This window comes from Pseudarthrobacter sp. RHLT3-21 (assembly GCF_059383495.1).
The window spans coordinates 72,233-94,790 of record NZ_JBWZCI010000008.1 but is presented as its reverse complement, the minus strand read 5'-3'; the positions used below and the strand labels follow the sequence as shown (position 1 = coordinate 94,790).

Sequence of the window (22,558 nt, the reverse complement as noted above, 5' to 3'; positions counted from 1 at the left end):
CTCAGTTGGGCGGGCGGATGTCCTAGGCTTGGCCCATGGCTCCTCTTCACACTTTCGCCGGCAACACTCCGGCTGTCCACGAATCCGCCTTCGTCGCCCCCACGGCGTCAATCATCGGCAAGGCTACGCTCGCGGAGGATTCGAGCGCCTTTTATGGTGTTTCGGTCCGGGCAGACACGGCGGCCATCAGCGTCGGCGCCGGCAGCAACCTGCAGGACAACGTGGTCCTGCACGCCGATCCGGGCTTCCCCTGCACTGTCGGGGCAGGAGTCAGCGTGGGGCACGCCGCCGTCGTCCATGGCTGCACCGTGGAGGACGACTGCCTGATCGGCATGGGGGCCACCGTGCTGAACGGCGCCGTGATAGGTACCGGCTCGCTCGTGGCCGCCGGTGCCGTGGTCCTGGAAGGCATGGTAGTGCCGCCCCGGTCACTCGTGGCCGGGGTCCCCGCCAAGGTACGGCGGGAACTCACCGACGAGGAGTTCGACGGCGTCAAGCAGAACGCCGCCCGCTACGTCGAACTGGCCCGGGCGCACCGGGAGCTGCACGGCTAGTCCAGTGGGATAGGCCCGATGGCGTCCAGGAGTTCGCCCGGACCGGGGTTGTCCGGCGCCGACTTCCCGCCCAGGTGGTTCACCACGCCCCACACGGCGTTCAGGCCCGTGGTCACGGCGCCTTCGGCCCAGCCCGCTGTGAAGGACACGTCGTCACCGGCGAGGAAGATCCCGCGCTGGGATTCGGGCAGCTTGTCCTGCTTGAAGTGCGTAAAGAGCCGCTGCTGGTAGCGGTAATGCCCCGGCAGGTTCGCCTTGAAGGCCCCCATGAAGTTGGGGTCCGCTTCCCAGGACACCGTGATGGGCTGGCCCACGATGTGGCTGGCGATGTCCACGCTCGGGTAAATCTGCTCGAGCGAGTGCAGCATCAGCTCAACGCGTTCGTCGGCGTCCAGCGACAGCCATTTGAGCGCGTCATCGTTCCACGTGTAGGACAGCAGGATCACGGCGGGTTTGTCCGGGCCGTCATCCAGGAGGTACGTGGCCCTGTTCAGCCGGTCCGTCAGGGTCATAGACAGGACCTCACGGCCGGTGTCCGGATCGATGTCCTTCCAGAACGGCCGGTCCACCATCACAAACGTCTTGGACGACTGCATATAGTGTGAGCGCTCGATCGCAGTCCACAGTTCTGCCGGGAACAGTGCTTCCTCAGTGTGGATTCGCGTGGACAGCAGCCACGACTGGCACGTGGTAACCACGGCAGGGTAGCTGGCCTCGCGGCCCCAGCGCTCCCGGATCCGGAGGTCGCCGTCGGGATCGCGGCTGATCTTGCCCACAGCCCCGCGGGGCGAGCCGGAGTGGAGCGACGCCAGGGACGTTCCGTCTGGCCAGTGCGCCATGCCCGACGGCGCGTGCTGCCACAGTGCCTCGGGCAGCCGCTGCGCTCCCCCGCTGATGAGCCGGTGCTGGTCATCGGCGTCGGTGTAGACCACACGGAGGATTTCCAGGATGGAGTTGGGGAAGTCGGTGTCCCAGCCGCCGGTGCCGAAGCCCACCTGGCCAAAGGCCTCGCGGTGCGCAAAGCCGGCTTCCTTGAATGACTCGCTCCCGGCAATGAACCCATAGAAGGTCTGCTCGTCCATGAGCGGCAGCAACTCGTTCCAGAGGTCCTTGATCCGGCCGGTGTCCCGGGCCCGGATGGCCTCCTGCATTTCGACGAACTTCGCGCCGTCGTTCACGGCGGCCTTCCAGGCGTCCGCCACCTCGCGGAAGAACGGCGGCAGGTCCTGGGCGGTCTCGGCGTAGTGCTTCTGGCCGGCCAGTTCGATCACGGTGCTCGAGGTGACGGGTGCCAACGGGTTGGGGAATTCCTGGGTGTCCAGCCCCAGCAGGTCCACGTAGTGGTAGAAAGCCCTGCCGGACACGGGGAACCGCATGCCGCCCAGGTCGGCCACAACGCCGGGAGCGGACGGGAAGCTGGCGGTGCGCAGGCGGCCGCCGATCTGGTCTGCTTCATAGATGACGGGGCGCAGGCCCAGCTTCATCAGTTCGTAGGCCGTGACAAGGCCCGAAAGGCCCGCCCCTACAACTGCCACCTCGGTGCCGTAGAGCTCCGGCGGAACTGCACCGAGCCCTGCCGGGTGGGCGAGGTAGTGGTCGTAGCTGAACGGAAAATCGGGGTTCAGCATGGTGATGGGGCCAGCCTGGGTGCTGGATGGGTCAGAAGCCGGGAGTTCGGTGGCGACGGTCATGAAAGCTCTGCCTTCGTTGGTTCGGGGGTGGACAGCGTTGAAGATTCCGGCCTGCTCAGTTCACGGTATTCCTCATGGCTCAGCGCCGCTACCCTGGAGTTCCGGCGCCCGTAGCCGAAGTAGGCGGCCACGCCCACCAGCATCCAGATTCCGAAGGTCACCCAAGTGTCGGCACCGAGGTTGGCCATGAGGTAGGCGCACATCAGGGCGCCGAGGATCGGGGTCAGGGGGAAGAACGGAACACGGAACGTGCGCTCCAGTTCGGGCCGGGTGCGGCGCAGGTAGATCACGGCCACGTTGACCAGCGCGAAGGCGAACAGGGTTCCGATGCTGGTGGCGTCGGCCAGGGCACCGAGCGGGACCAGCCCGGCGGTGAGGGCGACGGCGGTGCCCACCAGGAGGGTGCCGGCCGCGGGGGTGCCGGTCCGGCGGGAGACGCGGCCGAAGATCTTCGGGATGAGGCCGTCGCGGGACATGGAGAGCAGGATGCGGGTCTGACCGTAGAGGACAGTCAGCACAATGCTGGCGATGGCCAGGACTGCGCCGATGGCGAAGACGAGGGCGATCCACGGCTGGCCGGTGGTTTCCTCAAGGATCTTCACCAGGGCGGCTTCGGTACCGTCGAACCACCCCCACGGGCGGGCGCCGATGGCAGCGACGGCAACCAGGACGTAGATGGTGGTGACGATGACCATGGAGAGCATGATGGCGCGGGGCAGGTCGCGCTTGGGGTTGCGGGCCTCCTCGCCGGCGGTGGAGGCGGCGTCGAAGCCAATGTAGGAGAAGAACACCCGGGACGCGGCAGCGGAAACCCCGGCGGCGCCCATGGGCAGGAGCGGTTCAAAGTTGCCTGCGTTGAAGGCGGTGAAGGCCACGGCGCAGAAGAAGAGCAGGATACCCACCTTGATCACGACGATGGACGTGTTGATCCAGGCGCTTTCCTTGGCGCCGCGGACCAGCAGGATGGTTGCCAGCACCACGATGAGCATGGCCGGGATGTTGACCAGTCCGCCGTCGCCCGGGGGCTGGGAGACCGAATCGGGCAGGACCTGCCCGAACACGGCCAGGGCCTCGTTCACGTACTGGCCCGCCCCGACGGCAACGGCCGCGACCGAGACGGCGTACTCAAGGACCAGGCACCAGCCGCAGATCCAGGCCATGCCTTCGCCCATGGTGGCGTAGGTGTAGGAATAACTGGAACCGGCGACGGGGACCATGCCGGCCATTTCCGCATAGGACACTGCGGACAGGAGCGCGGCGAACCCGGCGATGGCGAAGGAGATCCAGATGGCGGGCCCGGCCAGCGGAACGGATTCGCCGAGGATCACCAGGATGCCTGTTCCCAGGGTGGCGCCGACGCTGATCATGGTCAGCTGCATTACCCCGAAGCTGCGGACCATTTTCGGTCCGCCGTGGCCGCTTTCCGCTTCGCTGACCATCTGTCCGATCGGCTTCCGGCGCAGTAGTTGCGCGCCCAGCCCGGGACGGCCGGCAGTCCGGTCCGTGGCAGGTCCGGAGAGTGTTGGCACAGTCATCGTTGACGTCCGTTCGTGAGTAGTTGTCGGTTTCCCCCACCCAGCGTAGGCGTGTGAGCCGCATCTCAGGGATGTGCAAAGTGACCTATAGTTTTCAATCATGAGACGTAATGCACCAAGCACGGCAGTGCTGAACACCCCGGCCGGGGGTCCCTCCGTGCAACCTGACACCGCGGAGCACCTCGACGCCGTAACCCTGGGCCGGTTTCTGGCAGCACTCCCCCTGGACCTCACCGTCCTGCACGACGCCGGCAACGCCGGCGCACCACTGCGCTGGGTGGAGCCCAGCGAACTGGAGGATCCCACGCCCTACCTGCTGGACGGGGAGTTCGTCCTCACGGCGGGACTGCCGTTCCTGGACGACGGCGGAACGAAGGAGCGGGCGGAAGGTTACGTCCGGCGGCTGGTCGGCGCCGGCGTCGCGGCCTTGGGATTTGGCCTGGAGCCCTACTTCGATGCTGTCCCGGACCACGTACTGTCGGCGTGCCGAACGCATCAGCTCACCCTGGTGCAGATCCCCAGCAGCGTGCCTTTCGCCGCCATTGGCCTGGAGTTCTCCCAGCTCTTGGAATCCGGCAACGCCCGGGTCTTCCGTCAACTAGCGGACACCAACCGGCAACTGATGCGCGCCGTACTGTCGGCCAGGCCCGAGCACGAACTCCTGTCCGCGCTGGCACAGCGGGTCCCGGCATGGGCCCAGCTTTTCGGGGCCGACGGCCGGGTGCGAGCCCGCGCGGCAGCAGCCGGGACCGGGGGCACCACACCTGCCGCCGCCGTCGAGCTTTCTGCCCTGCAACCCATGCTGAAGCGGCTGCTGGCCGGCAATGGCCCGCGGATCGAGACGGATTCATTTCCGACGGACGGTTCGGCGCTGGTGTTCGGCCATCCCCTCCGGAGCACCAAGGACGCCACCCTCGGAGCCCTCATCCTGGGCACGGACAAGCCCCTTACCCCGGCGCAGAACAGCGTGGTGTCCGCGGTAGTGGGGCTGCTGGAACTGCTGGTGCGCCAGCGCACCAGCGGCTCGCTCGCCCCCAGCCAGCTGGCAACGGCCCTCCTGCTCCACCCGGACACCCTGGCCGTCGGCTCAACCCGGCAGCTGAACGTCCTCAGGGACCTCCTGGCGCAGAGCGTTTCAGGTACCCGCTCCGGCCCCCTCCGGGTGGTTCAGGGCGTCCGGGCGGACGCGTCGGCGCCCGCATCGGCCGATGGCCCGGTCAGGGAGCTGCTGCAGTGGCGCAGGCTGTTTGATACGAAGATGGTGGAACTGACGGACTACGGGTTTGCGGCCGTCACCCGATTCAAGGTGGACGACGCACTGCTGCATGAGGTGGAGGAACTGGGCTGGCGCCTGGTGGTGGGCGATCCCACGGAAATGGCCGGGCTTCCTGCCGCGTACCAGCGCGCGGCGTCGCTGCGATCCCGCGTCCTGGCGGGCGGCGAAAGCATGCGCGTGGATGACGTCACATGGTCAGTCGCGGGGCTGTTGGGCCGCAGCGCCGGCACCATGCTAGCCGCCCGGCTGCTGGAACCGGTCCTGGCGCAGGACCCTGACCGCCGCACCTCCCAGCTCAGTGTCCTGAAGTCATGGCTGGGCGAAAACGGCAACTGGGATGCCACGGCAAAAGTGCTGGGGATGCACCGGAACAGCGTGCGGCGCCAGATCAACGCCCTGGCCGAGCTACTGGCCATGGACCTTGGTTCCGCCCAGGTGCGGGCTGAACTGTGGATTGCACTGCAGTACGTGGACGGCCCGGAGGACGGGGTGCCTCAGATGCCCCAGGACCGGTAGAGATCCGGGCGGCGTTCGCGGAGATAGGGCACCACATCACGGGCTGTTCCGGCGGCGTCCGAATCCACCTCGGCGTACAGGATTTCGGCTACCGGTCCCGCCGCGGCCAGCAGCGAACCATCCGGTCCGGCGATGACGCTGCCGCCGAGGAATTCGCAGCCGTCCTCGGTTCCGGAGTGGTTGGCATAGGCGATGGTCAGCTGGCTCTCCAGCGCGCGGGCCCGGAGCAGCACCTGGGGGACGGTTTCGAAGCCGTGCGCCAGCGCGGTGGGCACCAGGAGCAGCTCTGCCCCAGCCAGCGCGGCCGCCCTGACCGTTTCCGGAAATTCCACGTCGTAGCAGATCACCATGGACGTCCGGAAGCCGTTGAAGTCGACGACGGCGGGACCCGCCTCTGCGGGGCTGAACGCCGCGCGTTCGTCATCACCAAAGAGGTGCACCTTGGCGTAGTTGAGAAGCTCGGCCCCGGTGGCGTCCACCAGCGTGGACGTGATGTGCCAACTGTCCCCGTCCGCGACTGACGGCAGGCTGTAGACCAGGGCGATCCCGTGGCGGCGCGCGATGCCCGACAGCGCCTCCCGGATGGCGGGAAGCCCGGCAGGGTCCAGCTCCGCGCGGAGCCGCAGCGGCGCGTAGCCCACGGGAAACAGTTCAGGGGTCACCAGGACTGCTGCGCCCTCCCCGGCGGCCGCCCGGGCAGCCGCATCCAGGGCGGTGCAGTTTGCATCCACGTCGAGTACGCGGGCGTTTGCCTGCATCAGGGCCAGCAGCACCGTTACCACCTCACATGATCGGGACGGCCACAGGAAGAATGTGTCCGCTTTTCCAGCCTAGCCACCGGCCCTCAGTGGCGTCCCGGGCCAATTGCACCGGCCAAAGCCTTAAGACGGACGGATCGTCCCGTCATTTTGATCCACCCGGCAGACTCCTTGCGTTAACTTCTTGACTACAACCGTCAAAGTAGGGCAATCTTCTTTTCATGTCCGCCACACCGCGCTCGACGAGGAGCAAGCCCAAGAATCCAGGGTCCCAGTCCGCCCTCCGGCAGCTGAATCAGCAACGGATCATCGAGAACCTGATGAGCGGCCCGTCCACGCAGGCCGAGCTTGCGCGCCAGACCGGGCTCTCCACCGCTACGGTGTCCAACATCGTCAAGATCATGCAGGACGCGGGCCTGGCGTCGACCGAACCGATCACCAGTTCCGGCCGCCGGGCGCTCAACGTGAGACTCAACAGCAACGGCGCGGTGGCGGTGGGAATCGACTTCGGCCGGCGGCATCTCCGCGTGGTCCTGGCATCCCTGAGCTACCACGTGATCGCCGAGGAATCCGTCCTGCTGCCACTCGGCCACCAAGCCGAGGAAGGCATCCAGGCGGCGGTTGCACTGCTGGACAAACTGCTGCAGGAAAGTGGGGTGGACCGGAGCCTCGTGGTGGGTGCCGGCGTCGGAATTCCGGGCCCCATCGACCGCCGGACCGGCACCGTAGCGCAGGGCGCCATCCTCCCGGAATGGGTGGGCATCAACATCCTCCAGCACCTGGAGGACACCCTCAGAATCCCCATCTTTGTTGACAACGACGCCAATCTGGGCGCTTGGTCCGAGGTCACGTGGGGGCCGCATACGGGCGTGAGTAACCTGATGTTCCTCAAGATCGGCTCAGGCATCGGCGCGGGCCTGATCCTCAACGGCGCCCCTTACTACGGCAACGTGGGCATTACCGGCGAAATCGGCCACGCCACCATCCATGAGCACGGGCTCGTCTGCCGCTGCGGCAACCGTGGCTGCCTGGAAACCATTGCCTCCACCACCACCATGATCGAACTGCTCGGCCGCGGGGAAGACCCGCCCCTGACACCTGCGGACATCGTGCGGAAAGCCCACGCACGCGACTCCGCAACGCTAAGGGTGGTGGACGATGCCGGCCTGGCGGTCGGACGCGCCCTGGGCAATGTGGCCAATCTGATCAACCCTGAAGTGATCGTGGTGGGCGGTCCCCTCGCGGGCCTGGGTGACCTGCTGCTCGATCCCATTCGGCGGGGGCTTATCCGGCATGCAGTGCCGGTGATCGGCGAGACCACCACGCTGACGATGTCGTCCCTCGGAGACCGCGCCGAGGCTCTGGGGGCGGCCGCGTTGGTGTTCCAACACGCCGGAATCCGGCGTACGTAGCCGTTTTGTTATCCGGAAATTGCGTTAAAGACTTGACGACAACCGGTGTGATCCAGTTTACTTTTTCATCAGACGACCCTGCGCTTTGCTGGGCGGACAACTAAGTCATGCATTGGAGGCGTAAGGGCAAATGACGTCCCACACCACGCACACTGACCCGGTCATCCTGGAGATGCGCTCCATCACCAAGGAATTTCCCGGCGTCAAGGCATTGTCGGAAGTAAGCCTCCGGGTCAAGGCCGGCGAGATCCACGCCATCTGCGGCGAGAACGGCGCCGGCAAGTCCACGCTGATGAAGGTGCTCTCGGGCGTTTACCCGTATGGCAGCTACGACGGCGACATCGTGTACCAGAACGAAGTCCAGCAGTTCAGGGACATCCGGGCCAGTGAGGCGGCCGGCATCGTGATCATCCACCAGGAGCTGGCCCTGATCCCGGAGCTCTCCATCATGGAGAACATCTTCCTGGGCAACGAACCCACCAAGCGCGGCGTGATCAATTGGGCCGAGGCGCGCCTCCGGTCCACCGAACTGCTGGCCCGGGTGGGACTCAACGAAAACCCGGACACCCCCATCAAGGAGATCGGCGTCGGCAAGCAGCAGCTCGTGGAGATCGCCAAGGCGCTGAACAAGTCGGTTAAGATCCTGATTCTGGACGAGCCAACCGCAGCGTTGAACGAATCCGATTCCCAGCACCTCCTGGACCTGATGCTCGGCCTCAAGGGCAAAGGCATCACCTCCATCATCATTTCCCACAAGCTCAACGAGATCGAGCAGATCGCCGATTCCATCACCATCATCCGGGATGGCAAGTCGATCGAAACTCTCGATGTCAAGGCCGACGGCGTTGACGAGGACCGCATCATCAAGGGCATGGTGGGCCGTGCACTGGAGTCCCGCTTCCCCGACCACACCCCCAAGATCGGCGACGTGTTCTTCGAGGTCAAGAACTGGAACGTGGCCCACCCGCAGATCCAGGACCGGATGGTCTGCAAGAACTCGAACTTCTTTGTGCGCCGCGGGGAGATTGTGGGATTCGCCGGACTGATGGGTGCCGGCCGCACCGAACTGGCCCGTTCCATCTTCGGCCGGTCCTACGGCCATTTCGTCTCAGGCCAGGTCTACGTGGACGGCAAGGAAGTGACACTCAAGAGTGTCCACCAGGCCATCGACGCCGGTCTTGGCTACGTGACGGAGGACCGGAAGTCGTTGGGACTGAACCTCCTCGACGACATCAAGACCACCACGGTCTCGGCCAACCTCGAGAAGATCAGCAAGCGCAGCGTGGTGGACACCAACAAGGAGTTCGAGGTCGCGGAGCAGTACCGGAAGTCCCTGCGGACCAAGGCCCCGTCGGTTGAGGAGGGGGTTGCCAAGCTCTCCGGCGGCAACCAGCAGAAGGTGGTCCTGGCCAAATGGATGTTCACTGACCCGGAACTGCTGATCCTTGACGAACCCACCCGCGGTATCGACGTCGGCGCCAAGTACGAGATCTACGGCATCATCCAGCAACTCGCCAACCAAGGAAAGGGAGTCATTGTGATTTCCTCCGAGCTGCCTGAACTGCTGGGACTCTCGGACCGCATCTACACCATCTTCGAAGGCGCTATCACTGGCGTCCTCGACAAAGAGGAAGCCAGTCAGGAAAGCCTGATGAAGCTCATGACCTCTGCCCGAAAAGCCGCCTAATCCACTGGAGTCTTCCAGAACCTTCCAGATACAAGGACTGAAAAACAATGAACGCGCTCAAGAAACTCTTCGGTGGCGACACCCGCCAGTTCGGCATGATCTTTGCCTTGGTGGCTCTGATAGTTCTCTTCCAGTGGCTCACAGGCGGCATCACGCTCACCCCGGGCAATGTCATCAACCTCTTCAACGGCAACTCCTACATCCTCATCCTCGCCATCGGCATGGTGCTGGTCATCATCGCCGGACACATTGACCTGTCGGTGGGTTCCGTGGCGGCCTTCGTGGGCATGGTGGTGGCCATCTGCATGCGGGACTGGCACCTCCCCTGGTTCGTTGCGATCCTGCTTGGGCTGGGCCTGGGTGCCCTGATCGGGGCCTGGCAAGGAATGTGGACGGCATACGTCGGCATTCCGGCGTTCATCGTGACCCTCGCCGGCATGCTGATCTTCCGCGGGGCCCAGCAGTTTGTTGGCCAGTCCAACTCGATTCCTGTTCCGCGGGAGTTCCAGTACATCGGTGCCGGGTACCTCCCCGAAGTCGGGCCTGCCACCGGGTACAACAACCTCACGTTGCTCCTGGGTCTTGCCGGCGTTGCGTTCGTGATCTACAGCGAAGTCCGACGGCGGCGCACCGCCAGGGCGCTCGGCGCTGAGGTCTCGGAAACGTGGGTCAGTGTCCTTAGGCTTGTCCTGATCTGCGCGGCCATTCTCTACGCCACCTACCTCTTTGCCACCGGCCGCCCTGGCACGTCCTTCCCGGTCCCCGGCCTGATCCTCGCCGTGATGGTTCTGATCTACGGCTTCGTCTCTTCCAAGACGGTGGTCGGGCGCCACGTCTACGCCGTGGGCGGCAACCGCCACGCCGCCGAGCTGTCCGGTGTGAAGTCAAAAAAGATCAACTTCCTGGTCATGATGAACATGTCCATCATCGCCGGACTCGCTGGAATGATTTTCGTGGCCCGCTCAACCTCTGCCGGACCATCGGACGGTACGGGCTGGGAACTGGACGCCATCGCCGCTGTGTTCATCGGCGGCGCGGCCGTGACGGGCGGCGTGGGCACCGTCATCGGATCCATCGTCGGAGGCCTGGTTATGGCTGTCCTGAACAACGGCCTGCAGCTCCTCAGCGTCGGTGCCGACTGGCAGTCCATGATCAAGGGCCTGGTGCTGCTGGTGGCCGTGGCCATCGACGTCTACAACAAGTCGCAGGGCAGGGCCTCGATCATCGGGCTGATGATGAAGAACTTCAACCGTCCGTCCAGCGGCCCGGGCACACCGCAGCAGGCGGATGAGATCACATCCACCAGAGAAACCATTTCCAGGGAAGCCTGAGCGATTCAGGTGCCGGAATTAAACCCCAAAAAGAAAGTGGACTAAAAAATGCGAATGTTTGGTAAAGCAGGAAAGGCAGCAGCGATAGCTGCGATCGCGGCACTGGCGCTGACGGCCTGCGGACGGGCCGAACCCGGCACCTCCAGCGGCACCACCGGTGGAACCGGAGGCTTCGCACAGGACTCCGCCATCGGCGTCGCGCTTCCCAAGAAGACCAGCGAAAACTGGGTACTGGCAGAGAAGCTGTTCAACGACGGACTCTCCAGCGCCGGCTTCAAGCCGACTGTCCAGTTCGCCAACAACGGCGTGGCTGAGCAGCAGAACCAGATCAGCGCCATGATCGCCAAGGGCGCCAAGGTGATCATCGTGGGTGCCCTCGACGGCTCCCAGCTGGGGACCCAGCTCCAGCAGGCCAAGGACGCAGGCGCCACCATCATCGCCTACGACCGCCTCCTGCTGAACACCGCAAACGTGGACTACTACGTGGCCTACGACAACTTCAAGGTGGGCGAGCTCCAGGGCCAGGCCCTCTTGGATGGCATGAAGGCCAAGAAGCCTTCCGGCCCGTACAACATCGAACTGCTGGCAGGTTCACCGGATGATGCCAACGCGAAGGTATTCTTCGACGGCGCCATGAAGGTCCTCAAACCGAAGATCGACGACGGCACGCTGAAGGTACTCTCCGGCCAGACGACGTTTGAAAAGGCCGTCACGCAGGACTGGAAGGCAGAGAACGCCCAGCGCCGGATGGATACCCTCCTGACCGGTTCCTACGGCACGGCGTCGCTGGACGGTGTCCTGTCACCGAACGACACGCTTGCCCGGGCAGTCATCACCTCCGTCAAGGCGGCCGGCAAGCCGCTTCCGGTCATCACCGGCCAGGACTCCGAGGAGGAATCGGTCAAGTCCATCCTTGCCGGCGAGCAGTACTCCACCATCAACAAGGACACCCGCAAGCTCGTTGAGCACGCGATCGTCATGGTCAAGGATCTCCAGGCAGGCAAGACACCTGAGGTCAACGACGACAAGTCCTACAACAACACGGTGAAGACCGTACCCGCCTTCCTGCTGCCGCCGGTCATCGTGACCGCCGCCAACGTGAAGACGGCCTACGTGGACGATCCGGTACTGGGCCCGCTGACCAAGTAACGCGGTCCAAGTAGCGCGGTCCAAGTAGCGCGGTCCACCGGTCGCCACCGGTTCACCCGGAATGCCCCGGCTCCCCACAGGGAGCCGGGGCATTCCGCGTCTCACACGCTCTCTCACATTCTGCACTCTTTCACCAACGCTCTCTCGCTTCCTGCCCGGTTTCACAGCCCAAACACAGCTTCGGCCGTCGTCCTGCACAGGCCCGGACGCGAGGCTAGGAGCAGATGCCGGCCTTCCGCCGGCCCCAGATCCTAGGAGTACAGTGAGCGTCCTTGCCCGGAGTGTTGGCAATGCCTTCAGAAACAAGGTCCGAACGGCTGCGGTGGTGGCAGTCCTGGCCGTCGCGATCGGACTTGCACTGGCCATGCTGGTGGCCAACCAGGCCGTCGGAGCCAAAGTCCAGGAGCTGAACGCGTCCGTCGGAACCGTCCTGACGGTCAACCCTGCTGGCGGCCAGGGCTTCGAAGGCGGCGGCGAACCGCTGACCGCCGAGCAGGCCGCAACCGCAACTGCCGTCCCCAACGTAAGCTCCGTCGTCGGAACCAGTTCCCTCCGGCTGCGGAACGCCGCCGAAACGGCAGCGCAGACGGCGGTCGGCACACAGGCTGGCCCCGGCGGCGGCCAAGGCGCTCAGGGCGCCCCCGGCGGACAGAACACCACCACCCTGACCACCAGCCTCACCGCATCCATCGATGCCGGCACACTCGGTGGCCGGAACCAGGCCGCGAACGGCACCACGGGAACCACCACCGCGCAGCCGGTGCGCTCCCTCCCGATCACCGCGACAGGAATCGGCGGCGAAGTGGACAGCACCGGCAAAGCCCTGACCATCACTGAAGGCGCCGGGCTGGGCGACTACACGGCTGAGTCCGCCAACGCCCTCCTGGGAACCACTCTGGCCGAGAAGAACAACCTGGCCATCGGTTCCACCTTCACCATCAATGACCAGACGTTCACAGTCTCAGGCCTCTTCGATTCAGGCACCACGTTCGGCAACAACGCCCTGTACCTGACCCTGCCCACGGCGCAGACCGTCGCGGCACTGCCGGGCGAGCTGTCATCGATGATCGTCACCGTGAACTCCATGGAAAACCTCGAGGCGGCCAAGACAGCGCTTGAGTCCGCACTCGGCACGGACAAGGCCGACGTCACCCAGGGCCAGAACCTGGAGTCGGCCGTCAGCTCGCTCGGCAGCGTCAAGAACATCTCGTTCATCGCCTTCGTGGCAGCCTTGGCTACGGCCGGGCTGATCATCCTGCTGATCATGGTCATGCTGGTCCGCGAGCGCCGCCGGGAAATCGGTGTCCTGAAGGCGATCGGAACCCCCAACCGCACCATCGGCCTGCAGTTCGTCCTGGAGGCGCTCGTGCTGGTGGCCATGGGCAGCGCGGTGGGCGCCGCCGTCGCGTCCTTTGCCAGCGGCGGCATCGCTTCCGCGCTGATCAGCACCAACACGAGTACGACGGCGGCAACCACCACCGGGCGCGGGGCCGCCATAGCCGGAGGTGCTGGATTCCCAGGCGGCGCAGGCTTCCCCGGCGGCGCTGGCCTTCCCTCCGGGAACCCCCTCGGCGGCGCTTCCCAGCTGCTGACATCAGTCACCGCCAGCGCCTCCCCCGGTGTCATCGCCGCCGGCATCGCAGCGGTGTTCGGCGTGGCCATTATCGGCGCGCTGGTCCCTGCGCTGCTCACGGCGCGCATCCGTCCCATCGAAGTCCTGCGAGGAGAATAGCCATGATTGAAGTCAAGAACCTGGTCCGCACTTTCAACTCCGGTGACCGCACCATCAAGCCGGTCAACGACGTCAGTTTTGTTCTCGAGCAGGGCACCCTGGCATCCATCGTCGGCAAAAGCGGCAGCGGCAAGAGCACACTGTTGTCCCTCCTCGGTGCGCTGGACAAGCCCACCAGCGGAGACGTCGTCGTCAACGGCGTGAGCTTGGCGGGGATGCCGGACGGCAAGCTGACCGAGTACCGGCGGCGGGATATCGGGTTCGTTTTCCAGCAGTTCAACCTGATACCTAACCTTTCCGCGTTGGACAACGTCATGCTGCCCATGGAGTTCGCAGGGGTGCGCAGGGCGGAGCGCAGGCAGCGGGCGATGGACCTTCTGGAGCAGGTGCAGCTGGATCCGGAGAAACAGGTGCGGCGCATCAACCGGCTGTCCGGCGGCGAGCAGCAGCGTGTGGCGATTGCCCGGGCGCTGGCCAACGAACCCAAGCTGATCCTCGCGGACGAGCCCGCCGGCAACCTTGATGAACAGACGGGCGATCACATCATCGAACTGCTCAGCTCGCTCAGCCGTGACCACAACACCACCATCCTCGTGGTCACGCACGACAAGGCGCTGGCCAACAAGACGGACCGCCGCTTCAGACTCCAGCACGGCAGACTGACGGAAGAACCGGCGCGGGCCTTGGTCTGACGCCCGCACCGGTCTGAGTGAGAGGATGGGCACCATGAGCGCGCCCATCGCCACCCCGTGGCTGTCCAATCAGTCCGACCAGGATCCCCGGTCTGCCACCGGAAAACGTCTGCGGTGGGGCGTCATAGCCACCGGCGGGATCGCGCGATCGGTGTCGCAGGACCTGGCGCTGCTTCCCGACGCCGAGCTCCATGCCGTCAGTTCCCGCTCACAGGGCACCGCGGAGAGTTTCGCGACGGACTACGGTTTCGCCAAGGCGTACGGGGACGGGGACGACGACGGCGTGCCAGGCTACCAGCGGCTGCTCGCCGATGAGTCGGTGGACGTTGTCTACGTCGCCACGCCGCACGCACAGCACCACCGGATTGTGCTCGCTGCGCTCAATGCGGGCAAGCACGTCCTGTGCGAAAAGGCGTTCACCATCAATGCCAGGGAAGCGAACGAACTCGTCGCGCTTGCCCGGGAACGGAAGCTCTTCCTCATGGAGGCAGTGTGGAGCCGCTTCCTCCCGGGCATGCAGCGGGCGTTCGAGATTGCCGCGTCCGGGGAGCTCGGGGATGTGCACTGGGTGACCGCTGACCTGGGTTTTCCCGCGCCGTATTCCCCGACGTCCAGGCTGTGGGACAGGCAGGACGGCGGCGGCGCACTCCTGGACATCTCGGTCTACCCGCTGCTGTGGGCGGTGGGTACGCTGGGGTTCCCGCAGACTGTCAGTGCCACAGGCTTTATCAATGACGACGGCGTGGACGCCCAGAACGCCCTGACGCTCGGCTACAACCATGGCGCCCAGGCCCAGCTGACGTCCTCGCTCCTGGCATACGGTCCAAGGACCGCAACGGTGGCGGGCGGCCTGGGCTATCTCCAGAGTGTGGGGTCCATCAACAACCCGCGGGAGCTCGTGATCCGCATCGGACGGGAAGGGCTCCGCACGGAGACGTTCGACGTCGTCGGCATTGGCTACACGTACGAACTGCGCGAGGTGACCCGCTGCATCCAGCAGGGTCTCACCGAGAGTCCCGTTATGCCGCTGGAGGATTCCATCAAGACCATGCGGCTCTTTGACGGAGTGCGCGGACAGCTGGGCGTCAGCTACCCGAACGATGCCCACTGAATGACCGGATCCCCTCCCTCACGGCTGTGACTTTTTTGTAAACACGTTTGACAGTTTTATCATCGTTATCGATGATCGGGTGACAAATTAGTAATTTTGCTGGATTTATTTTCCATTTCCCTAGACTTGCTACACGCGGGAGTCTTACGCTGATGAAACCGTAGGTCTCAACGGTACTTGGGGGTGGTACGCATGGCTACAGTTCGTTCGCCGTGGCGTGCGCTCCGGCCGCTTCTCCTCGCAGGTGCGGTGACCGCTACCTGGCTGACGCTTTCCGCTTCCGCCGCAACGGCAGACTCTTCAAGAGATTCCGGATCCCTGCTGGGCGGCCTCACGTCATCCGCTTCATCCCAGACAGCACCGTCGACCGGTGCCGTCTCTCCCATTCTTGATGCGGCGTGGCCGGCTACTTCACCTACCGGGCTCCTGCAGCCCATAGTGGGCAGTGTGACAGGCACCGTCACGGCCTTGGCTGTCCCGGTTGCCGCAGCGGTGGATACGGCCGCAGATGAGCTGGTTGAGACCATTGCCCCTCCACTCACCGATGCCGCACCCGTTCTTGCGCCTGTGTTGCGGCCCGTACTGGATCTTGTAGATACGACTGTTCCGTCCTCACCGGTCACGCTGCCCGGGCTGCTGCCGCTTGAAGAGATTGCCGTTGCCGGCGATCTCTCGACCGTCACGGGCGCGCCAGGTGCAGCAACCGCTGCTGCAGGCCACATCACGGCTGATGCCACCGCAGACTCCCCCTGCGCTTCCGAGAACTTGCTTAATGTCAATGGAATGTCGCCGCTGCCGGTCCCGGCCGGCACGGAAATGCACGCAGCTGCGGCAGAAGGCCCCTTGACAGCCGATCCTTCCACGCCTCCGGCTCCGGCCCCGGCAGGACCTGCCTCGGGAGCAGGGAGCGGCGCTTCGCCCTCCGGCCCATCAGGCTCGGCTGCGTGGCTGGAAGAGTTCGATTTCAACCTGCCGCACACGGGATCCTTCCCGATCAGCGGATCATCTGAGCACGCCCCTTCACCGGTGTCATTCGACCCCGGTTCCTCTCCTGACTAGTTGAGCCCTCCTGCCCTTCTTCATGGGCAGAACACGGCCTCAAGGCGCTGACCAGCGCCCCACATCAACTTCTCAGGAGACATCATCATGAATTGCAACCTTCGCAGGGGGCTGCTCAGCACCCTCTTTGCCGGCGGGCTACTGGCCTTCGGCGCCACCGCAGCCAGCGCCGCGGACACAACGAACGGACCGGACCTTTCCGCATCCGCCCTGGTCTCAGCCGCGGCATCCGTTGACACGACGTCGTTGGGCCTGCTGGGTGGCCCAACGCAGTCGGACACTTCGGATGTCGCTGCTGTAGTCGACGTCAGCCTTGGTCTCGGCAACGGCCTCCTCGGCAGCACCAACGGCAGCGGGGCTGGCACCACCGCTGACGTCGCCGCAGTGGTCGACGTCAACCTCGGNGACGTCGCCGCAGTGGTCGACGTCAACCTCGGGGACAACCTCCTCAGCAGCACAAGTGGTACCGGCACGGACAGCACCACTGCCGACGTCGCCGCAGTGGTCGACGTCAACCTCGGGGACAACCTCCTCGGCAGCACAAGTGGTACCGGCACGGACAGCACCACCGCTGACGTCGCCGCAGTGGTCGACATCAACCTCGGCGGCACGAACGGCAACGGCACCACCGCCGACGTCGTAGCCGACATTGACCTGGGTCTCGGCCTGGGTGATGGCGTCCTCGGCGGCACCGACGGCGGCCTCGATGCCGCGGTTGACGTCGACTTGGGCCTGGACACTTCCGGCATCCTTGATGACGTGAATGTTGATGTTGATGCATGCGTCGTCGTCGGCGGCGGCACCGATGGCTGTGGAACCCCGGGTACAGAAACGCCGGGCACGGACACCACGGACCCGGGAACAGGCACGACAGGCGGTACGGACACCACGGACCCGGGTACCGGGGCTACCGGGGCTACCGGGGCTACCGGGGCTACCGGCACCACGGGATCAGACACGACCGGTATCACCGTTGTTCCCGCCGGCACCACCACCGGTTCGGTATCTGCGGCCGTAAACACCATGGGCAGCACTACAGGCCAGGGCGGCACCACCACTCTGGCCAAGACGGGCATGGATGCTTCACTGATCCCCGTGGCACTCGTCCTGCTGCTTGCCGGGCTGCTGATGCTCAAGCGGCGCCGGAAGGCATAAGCGGACCCCGCACACAGCAGACCGCCACGCCTAGAACCGACAACGCACCGGCTCCGCCGTTCGCGGCCTAGCCAGCCTTTCCCAGAGGAGGTGGCCACCGGAGAGCTCAACTACCAGCACTTGTCCTTGTGACCGAAGGTCCGGCTGAGAAGGTCCCCATGACTTCTCTGCCGGGCCGTCGGCATGCCGGCAGACTGCTTCATGGATCCTTTATTGGCCGGTATTATTGAGGAAGAATAGTGCCGCAGCGCACCGGGAGGAACTGGTCATGGTGGCGGATTCGCCTAGCTCTATCAGGAATGACGTGCTCGGCGGGCGCTATCGGCTAGCAGAGGTGATCGGCCGCGGCGGCATGTCATCCGTCTACCGCGCACGGGACGAAAACCTGGGCAGGGACGTCGCCCTGAAACTCTTTGCTCCACAGGAGCCGGATGCCAATGAGCTCAAGCGCCAGGAAGCCGAAGTCCAGCTGCTGGCAACGCTCAACCATCCCAGCCTGGTCACGCTGTTCGACGCAGGGATCGATACGCGCGTCCTGGACGAACCTCGCCCGTTCCTGACTATGGAACTTGTGGAGGGGCAGGACCTCCGCAGCCGGATCAGGCATAGTGCAGTTCCCTTGGACGAGCTTGCAGTCATCGGGGCAGGCGTTGCTGACGCACTGGCCTACGTGCACAGCCTGGGCATCATCCACCGTGATATCAAGCCCGGGAACATCCTGCTGGTGCAGATCCGTCCGGGCGAACCTTTGCGGCCCAAACTCACGGATTTTGGCATCGCCAGGATCGCGGATTCAGCCCGGCTGACCGCCACGGGAACCATGGTGGGCACGGCCGCGTATCTCAGTCCGGAGCAGGCCATGGGTTCCCCCTTGTCGCCCGCCACTGATATCTACTCGCTGGGTCTGGTACTCTTGGAATGCGTCAAGCAGACCGTTGAGTTCCCGGGCAGCGCGGTTGAATCCGCAGTGGCGAGGTTGCACCGCCCACCGGAGATCCCGGCTGACCTGCCTGCGGAGTGGGCTGACTTGATCCGCTCCATGACTGCCGTCGAACCGCTGGAACGTCCTGCCGCGGCCGACGTTGAATCCGTCCTGCGTCAGGCCCTGGTGTCACCGGTGTCCGCGCCGGGTGAGTTCGCGCCGGAGACCACCCGAGTGCTACCGGCCATGCCGTTCAGGCCGCCGTCCATCGCCATCACCGCTGAATCAGATTTGCCTGTGGACCGGGCCGGCACGAGCCAACCGGACGTCACCCGCGGTTCCGACGCACGCGGCGGGGTCCCCGACTTGTCCCGTCTCCGCCACGCCGGAAAGCGGTTCTGGACGGTCACCGTGTTGGGCTTGCTGGCCGCTGGAGCAGCCGCAACGGCGCTGACCTTCAGCCTGGCACCTCAGCCAACGCCCGACGTCGTTCCTTACCCTGCCGTCACCGGCACCTTGGGTGACCATCTCAAGGAACTCCAGGAGAGCGTGGAACCATGAGTCGTCCACAAAATGACCGCTGGCGTGCCGCAGCTGCCAAAGGCCTGACGGCTGCAGCAGCACTTCTGCTCGCCGGTTCCGTGGCCGGGTGTGGTCCCGCCGGGACCGGCCTGCAACGTGATACCGCCAGCCAACTCCAGGAAAGGGTCCTCGGCGTCAGCCAGGCTGCGGCCGTCATTGACCTGACCGGCGGACTGGCAGCCCTGGATGGCCTCGAGGCCGATCTTGCGTCCGCCGTGGGGAACGGACAGGTTTCGGAGGAACGCCGGCGCAGCATCACGGCGGCCGCCACTGCTGTCCGCGCAGACCTGACGGCGGCCAGGGCCGTAGCCGACGCCGCAGCAGCGAAGGCCGCAGAGGACGCGGCCGCGGCACAAAAGCAGGCAGAGGCGGACGCCGCTGCAGCTCAGGCCGCGAAGGTGGCGCCCGCACCGGCATCTCCGTCGTCTGATCAAGGCAAAGGAAATAAAGGCAAAGGCAACGACGACGGCTGACGGGCAGCCGCACGGCAAGGCCAGGTTTTAACCCACCCGCGCTTTATCCCATGGGTCGACTGGATGAAAGAGGCGGCGTCCCGGTTTCCCGGGGCGCCGCCTCTTTGCGTTCTGAGCCGCTTAGTTCAGGGTCGCAATGACCTTGTTCAGTGTGGCGGACGGACGCATCACGGCCGAGGCCTTGGCCTCGTCCGGCCGGTAGTAACCGCCGACGTCCACCGCTGAGCCCTGCACCGCGGCCAGTTCGCCGACGATGGTGTCCTCGTTGGAGGACAATTCCTTGGCCACAGCCGCGAACGAGGCCGCCAGCTCCGCGTCCTCTGTCTGCTTGGCCAGTTCCTCAGCCCAGTAGCGGGCGAGGAAGTAGTGGCTGCCACGGTTGTCCAGCTCGCCGGTGCGGCGGCTCGGGGACTTGTTTTCCAGCAGGAACGTCCCCGTGGCCTTGTCCAGGGTGTCTGCCAGGACCTGCGCGCGGGCGTTGTCCGTGGTGGTGGCCAGGTGCTCGAAGCTGACCGCGAGAGCCAGGAACTCGCCCAGGCTGTCCCAGCGCAGGTGGTTTTCCTTGAGCAGCTGCTGGACGTGCTTGGGGGCAGATCCGCCGGCGCCGGTCTCGAAGAGTCCGCCACCGTTCATCAGCGGAACAACCGAAAGCATCTTGGCGCTGGTGCCAAGTTCCAGGATGGGGAACAGGTCCGTGAGGTAGTCGCGGAGCACGTTGCCGGAGACGGAGATGGTGTCCTCGCCCTTGCGGATGCGCTCCAGGGTGAAGGCCGTGGCCTTCACCGGGGACATGATTTCGATCTGCAGGCCCTCGGTGTCGTGGTCCTTAAGGTATTCGTTGACCTTGGCGATGAGGTTGCGGTCGTGCGCGCGGGTCTCGTCCAGCCAGAACACTGCGGGCGTATTGGAGGCGCGGGCGCGGGTGACGGCCAGCTTGACCCAGTCGCGGATGGGGGCGTCCTTGGCCTGGCAGGCGCGCCAGATGTCACCGGCAGCAACTTCGTGTTCAATCAGTACGGCGCCGGAACCGTCTACAATCTGCACCGCGCCAGCTTCCTGGATCTCGAACGTCTTGTCGTGGCTGCCGTATTCCTCGGCGGCCTGGGCCATCAGGCCTACGTTCGGGACGGTGCCCATGGTGGTGGGGTCGAAGGCGCCGTGGGCGCGGCAGTCGTCCAAAACAACCTGGTAGATCCCGGCGTAGGAGCTGTCCGGGAGGACCGCCAGGGTGTCGGCTTCCTTGCCGTCCGGGCCCCACATGTGTCCTGAGGAGCGGATCATGGCGGGCATCGAGGCGTCCACGATGATATCGGAGGGGACGTTGAGGCTGGTGATGCCCTTGTCCGAGTCCACCATTGCCAGGGCGGGGCCGTCGTCGAGGCCCTTCTGGATGAGCGCCTTCACGCCTTCACGGACGTCCTCCGGCAGCTCCTCGAGGCCGCTCAGGATGGCGGCCAGGCCGTTGTTGGGGCTCAGGCCGGCGGCGGTGAGCTGCTTGCCGTAGGTCTCGAACAGTTCGGAGAAGTAGGCCTTCACCACGTGGCCGAAGATGATGGGGTCCGAGACCTTCATCATGGTGGCCTTCAGGTGGGCGGAGAACAGGACGCCCTCTTCCTTGGCGCGGACTACCTGGGCTGCCAGGAACTCGTCCAGCGCAGCGGCGCGCATAACAGTGCCGTCGATGACTTCACCGGCCAGCACGGGGAAGGCCTTCTTCAGGACCTTGACCGAACCGTCTTCGCGGACCAGCTGGATGGCGATGGTGCCGTCGGACCCGATCACCACGGACTTCTCGTTCGCGCGGAAGTCGTCAGCCGTCATGTAGGCCACGTTGGTTTTGGAATCCGCGGACCAGGCACCCATGGAGTGCGGGTTCTGGCGGGCGTAATTCTTGACGGACAGCGGCGCACGGCGGTCCGAGTTTCCCTCGCGCAGGACCGGATTCACGGCCGAACCCTTGATCTTGTCGTAGCGGGAGCGGACGGCCGTTTCCTCGTCCGAGGAGGGGTTGTCCGGGTAATCGGGCAGGTTGTAGCCCTGGCCCTGGAGCTCGGCGACTGCGGCCTTCAGCTGCGGGATGGAAGCGCTGATGTTGGGCAGTTTGATGATGTTGGCATCCGGGGCCTTTGCCAGTTCACCGAGTTCAGCAAGGGCGTCACCGATCTGCTGCTCCGGGGTGAGGTAGTCACCGAACACGGAGATGATGCGGCCTGCGAGCGAAATGTCACGGGTCTCCACCTCCACACCTGCGGTCGAAGCAAACGCCTCGATGATCGGCAAGAACGAATAAGTAGCCAGCATCGGCGCTTCGTCGGTGTGGGTATAGATAATCTTGGACATGCGCGGGCGTCTCCCTGGAGGTCGGCTGATTTTTTGGAAATTTTGTTCTATTTCACCACCCCCTAACTTACCTGAGGACAAGGCTTTGGACCGTACCGGGGCGGCCGGGCGGCCCTGCATTACAGCGGATTGGGGCATGGGAGAACGCCCGACGGCGGTGCGCGCCCCGGGCGGCCAGCCGCCGTCGCGCTTTACCTCCGGGAGCCAACGGCGCAGGTGAGGATCCGGTCAGCGCCGCTTGTGGGGTATGTCACTGGGCCAGAGCTGGACGTATTTGGGGTCCTGACGGCGCAGCTCTTCGGTGGCTGTGAACGAATGGACAGGGTCGACGTCACGTAGTTGCAGGGCTGCGGCGTAGGCCTCGATGTCCGGGGAAGCACTTTGGCCGCCACCGTCGGCTGTAACATGCCTGCCGTTGACGGCGGACCTTTTGGCGGACTTCCAGAAAGCAATCACGAGGGGACCCCAATTCGCTGAGAGTCCGGAGCCCAGATCGGACAAGTCACTGTATAGAGAAAAATACCCTTCGGCAACGGTTTTGACCATAGCGGCACACCGATTCCAGCCGATCCCCTTCGTGTTG

At 65.0% G+C, this 22,558-nt stretch carries 17 protein-coding genes; 12 read left to right on the top strand and 5 right to left on the bottom strand.

The annotated features are described in order from the left end of the window. Positions 1–35 precede the first annotated feature (35 nt). Complete coding sequence (locus tag AC50YA_RS11075) at positions 36–554, top strand: gamma carbonic anhydrase family protein (RefSeq protein WP_494982337.1); 519 nt, start codon at positions 36–38, stop codon at positions 552–554. Here AC50YA_RS11075 and AC50YA_RS11070 read toward each other — a convergent pair. Then, entirely contained in the window at positions 551–2,245 is a 1,695-nt protein-coding gene (locus AC50YA_RS11070) for a flavin monoamine oxidase family protein (protein WP_494982336.1), read from the bottom strand. The genes AC50YA_RS11075 and AC50YA_RS11070 overlap by 4 nt on opposite strands. After that, positions 2,242–3,780, bottom strand: a complete 1,539-nt coding sequence (locus AC50YA_RS11065) for an amino acid permease (RefSeq protein ID WP_494982335.1) — start codon at positions 3,778–3,780, stop codon at positions 2,242–2,244. The genes AC50YA_RS11070 and AC50YA_RS11065 overlap by 4 nt, the downstream gene beginning before the upstream one ends. 100 nt (positions 3,781–3,880) lie before the next feature. Here AC50YA_RS11065 and AC50YA_RS11060 point away from each other — a divergent pair, with 100 nt between their 5' ends. Next, a complete protein-coding gene (locus AC50YA_RS11060; RefSeq protein ID WP_494982334.1) occupies positions 3,881–5,572 on the top strand; it encodes a PucR family transcriptional regulator in 1,692 nt (563 codons plus the stop codon). On the opposite strand, the gene AC50YA_RS11055 is transcribed toward AC50YA_RS11060, so the two are convergent. Continuing rightward, positions 5,551–6,345, bottom strand: coding sequence for a nitrilase-related carbon-nitrogen hydrolase (locus AC50YA_RS11055; protein ID WP_494982333.1), 795 nt, complete (start codon positions 6,343–6,345; stop codon positions 5,551–5,553). The two genes, AC50YA_RS11060 and AC50YA_RS11055, sit on opposite strands and share 22 nt — an antisense overlap. A 206-nt stretch (positions 6,346–6,551) precedes the next feature. Between AC50YA_RS11055 and AC50YA_RS11050 the strand changes: the two genes are divergently transcribed. From AC50YA_RS11050 to AC50YA_RS11005, 10 genes are all read left to right on the top strand, one after another. Then, positions 6,552–7,742, top strand: coding sequence for an ROK family transcriptional regulator (locus AC50YA_RS11050; protein ID WP_494982332.1), 1,191 nt, complete (start codon positions 6,552–6,554; stop codon positions 7,740–7,742). Positions 7,743–7,872: 130 nt separating this feature from the next. Next, positions 7,873–9,429, top strand: coding sequence for a multiple monosaccharide ABC transporter ATP-binding protein (mmsA, locus tag AC50YA_RS11045; RefSeq protein ID WP_494982331.1), 1,557 nt, complete (start codon positions 7,873–7,875; stop codon positions 9,427–9,429). A gap of 47 nt (positions 9,430–9,476) precedes the next feature. Further along, positions 9,477–10,760: a multiple monosaccharide ABC transporter permease gene (mmsB, locus tag AC50YA_RS11040; RefSeq protein ID WP_494982330.1), complete on the top strand. Its 1,284-nt coding sequence runs from the start codon at positions 9,477–9,479 to the stop codon at positions 10,758–10,760. Positions 10,761–10,808: 48 nt separating this feature from the next. Further along, positions 10,809–11,909 carry a substrate-binding domain-containing protein gene (locus AC50YA_RS11035; RefSeq protein WP_494982329.1) on the top strand — a complete coding sequence of 367 codons (1,101 nt, stop codon included), beginning with the start codon at positions 10,809–10,811 and terminating at the stop codon, positions 11,907–11,909. Positions 11,910–12,171: 262 nt separating this feature from the next. After that, positions 12,172–13,641 carry an ABC transporter permease gene (locus AC50YA_RS11030; RefSeq protein WP_494982328.1) on the top strand — a complete coding sequence of 490 codons (1,470 nt, stop codon included), beginning with the start codon at positions 12,172–12,174 and terminating at the stop codon, positions 13,639–13,641. 2 nt (positions 13,642–13,643) lie between these two features. Then, positions 13,644–14,333, top strand: coding sequence for an ABC transporter ATP-binding protein (locus AC50YA_RS11025; RefSeq protein WP_494982327.1), 690 nt, complete (start codon positions 13,644–13,646; stop codon positions 14,331–14,333). Positions 14,334–14,367: 34 nt separating this feature from the next. Then, positions 14,368–15,444, top strand: a complete 1,077-nt coding sequence (locus AC50YA_RS11020) for a Gfo/Idh/MocA family protein (protein WP_494982326.1) — start codon at positions 14,368–14,370, stop codon at positions 15,442–15,444. 192 nt (positions 15,445–15,636) lie between these two features. Then, positions 15,637–16,503 (top strand): hypothetical protein, encoded by an 867-nt coding sequence (locus tag AC50YA_RS11015; protein WP_494982325.1) that lies wholly within the window; start codon positions 15,637–15,639, stop codon positions 16,501–16,503. 1,423 nt (positions 16,504–17,926) lie between these two features. After that, positions 17,927–19,141 carry a serine/threonine-protein kinase gene (locus tag AC50YA_RS11010; protein ID WP_494982324.1) on the top strand — a complete coding sequence of 405 codons (1,215 nt, stop codon included), beginning with the start codon at positions 17,927–17,929 and terminating at the stop codon, positions 19,139–19,141. Beyond that, positions 19,138–19,635: a hypothetical protein gene (locus AC50YA_RS11005; RefSeq protein WP_494982323.1), complete on the top strand. Its 498-nt coding sequence runs from the start codon at positions 19,138–19,140 to the stop codon at positions 19,633–19,635. Before AC50YA_RS11010 ends, AC50YA_RS11005 begins: the two co-directional genes overlap by 4 nt. A 120-nt stretch (positions 19,636–19,755) precedes the next feature. On the opposite strand, the gene AC50YA_RS11000 is transcribed toward AC50YA_RS11005, so the two are convergent. Next, a complete protein-coding gene (locus tag AC50YA_RS11000; RefSeq protein ID WP_494982322.1) occupies positions 19,756–21,975 on the bottom strand; it encodes an NADP-dependent isocitrate dehydrogenase in 2,220 nt (739 codons plus the stop codon). Between the two features lie 228 nt (positions 21,976–22,203). Continuing rightward, the gene (locus tag AC50YA_RS10995; protein WP_494982321.1) at positions 22,204–22,431 is read right to left on the bottom strand and encodes a hypothetical protein; all 228 of its coding nucleotides are present in this window, start codon (positions 22,429–22,431) and stop codon (positions 22,204–22,206) included. Positions 22,432–22,558: the final 127 nt, after the last annotated feature.

What these genes read in the sequence shown, in the direction of transcription:
- AC50YA_RS11010 (WP_494982324.1), top strand. Translation starts at nt 17,927, where the DNA reads ATGGTGGCGGATTCGCCTAGCTCTATCAGGAATGACGTGCTCGGCGGG.
- AC50YA_RS11060 (WP_494982334.1), top strand. Translation starts at nt 3,881, where the DNA reads ATGAGACGTAATGCACCAAGCACGGCAGTGCTGAACACCCCGGCCGGG.
- AC50YA_RS11020 (WP_494982326.1), top strand. Translation starts at nt 14,368, where the DNA reads ATGAGCGCGCCCATCGCCACCCCGTGGCTGTCCAATCAGTCCGACCAG.
- mmsB (WP_494982330.1), top strand. Translation starts at nt 9,477, where the DNA reads ATGAACGCGCTCAAGAAACTCTTCGGTGGCGACACCCGCCAGTTCGGC.
- AC50YA_RS11050 (WP_494982332.1), top strand. Translation starts at nt 6,552, where the DNA reads ATGTCCGCCACACCGCGCTCGACGAGGAGCAAGCCCAAGAATCCAGGG.
- AC50YA_RS11035 (WP_494982329.1), top strand. Translation starts at nt 10,809, where the DNA reads ATGCGAATGTTTGGTAAAGCAGGAAAGGCAGCAGCGATAGCTGCGATC.
- AC50YA_RS11025 (WP_494982327.1), top strand. Translation starts at nt 13,644, where the DNA reads ATGATTGAAGTCAAGAACCTGGTCCGCACTTTCAACTCCGGTGACCGC.
- AC50YA_RS11000 (WP_494982322.1), bottom strand. Translation starts at nt 21,975, where the DNA reads ATGTCCAAGATTATCTATACCCACACCGACGAAGCGCCGATGCTGGCT.
- AC50YA_RS11075 (WP_494982337.1), top strand. Translation starts at nt 36, where the DNA reads ATGGCTCCTCTTCACACTTTCGCCGGCAACACTCCGGCTGTCCACGAA.
- AC50YA_RS11015 (WP_494982325.1), top strand. Translation starts at nt 15,637, where the DNA reads ATGGCTACAGTTCGTTCGCCGTGGCGTGCGCTCCGGCCGCTTCTCCTC.
- mmsA (WP_494982331.1), top strand. Translation starts at nt 7,873, where the DNA reads ATGACGTCCCACACCACGCACACTGACCCGGTCATCCTGGAGATGCGC.
- AC50YA_RS11065 (WP_494982335.1), bottom strand. Translation starts at nt 3,780, where the DNA reads ATGACTGTGCCAACACTCTCCGGACCTGCCACGGACCGGACTGCCGGC.
- AC50YA_RS11070 (WP_494982336.1), bottom strand. Translation starts at nt 2,245, where the DNA reads ATGACCGTCGCCACCGAACTCCCGGCTTCTGACCCATCCAGCACCCAG.
- AC50YA_RS11005 (WP_494982323.1), top strand. Translation starts at nt 19,138, where the DNA reads ATGAGTCGTCCACAAAATGACCGCTGGCGTGCCGCAGCTGCCAAAGGC.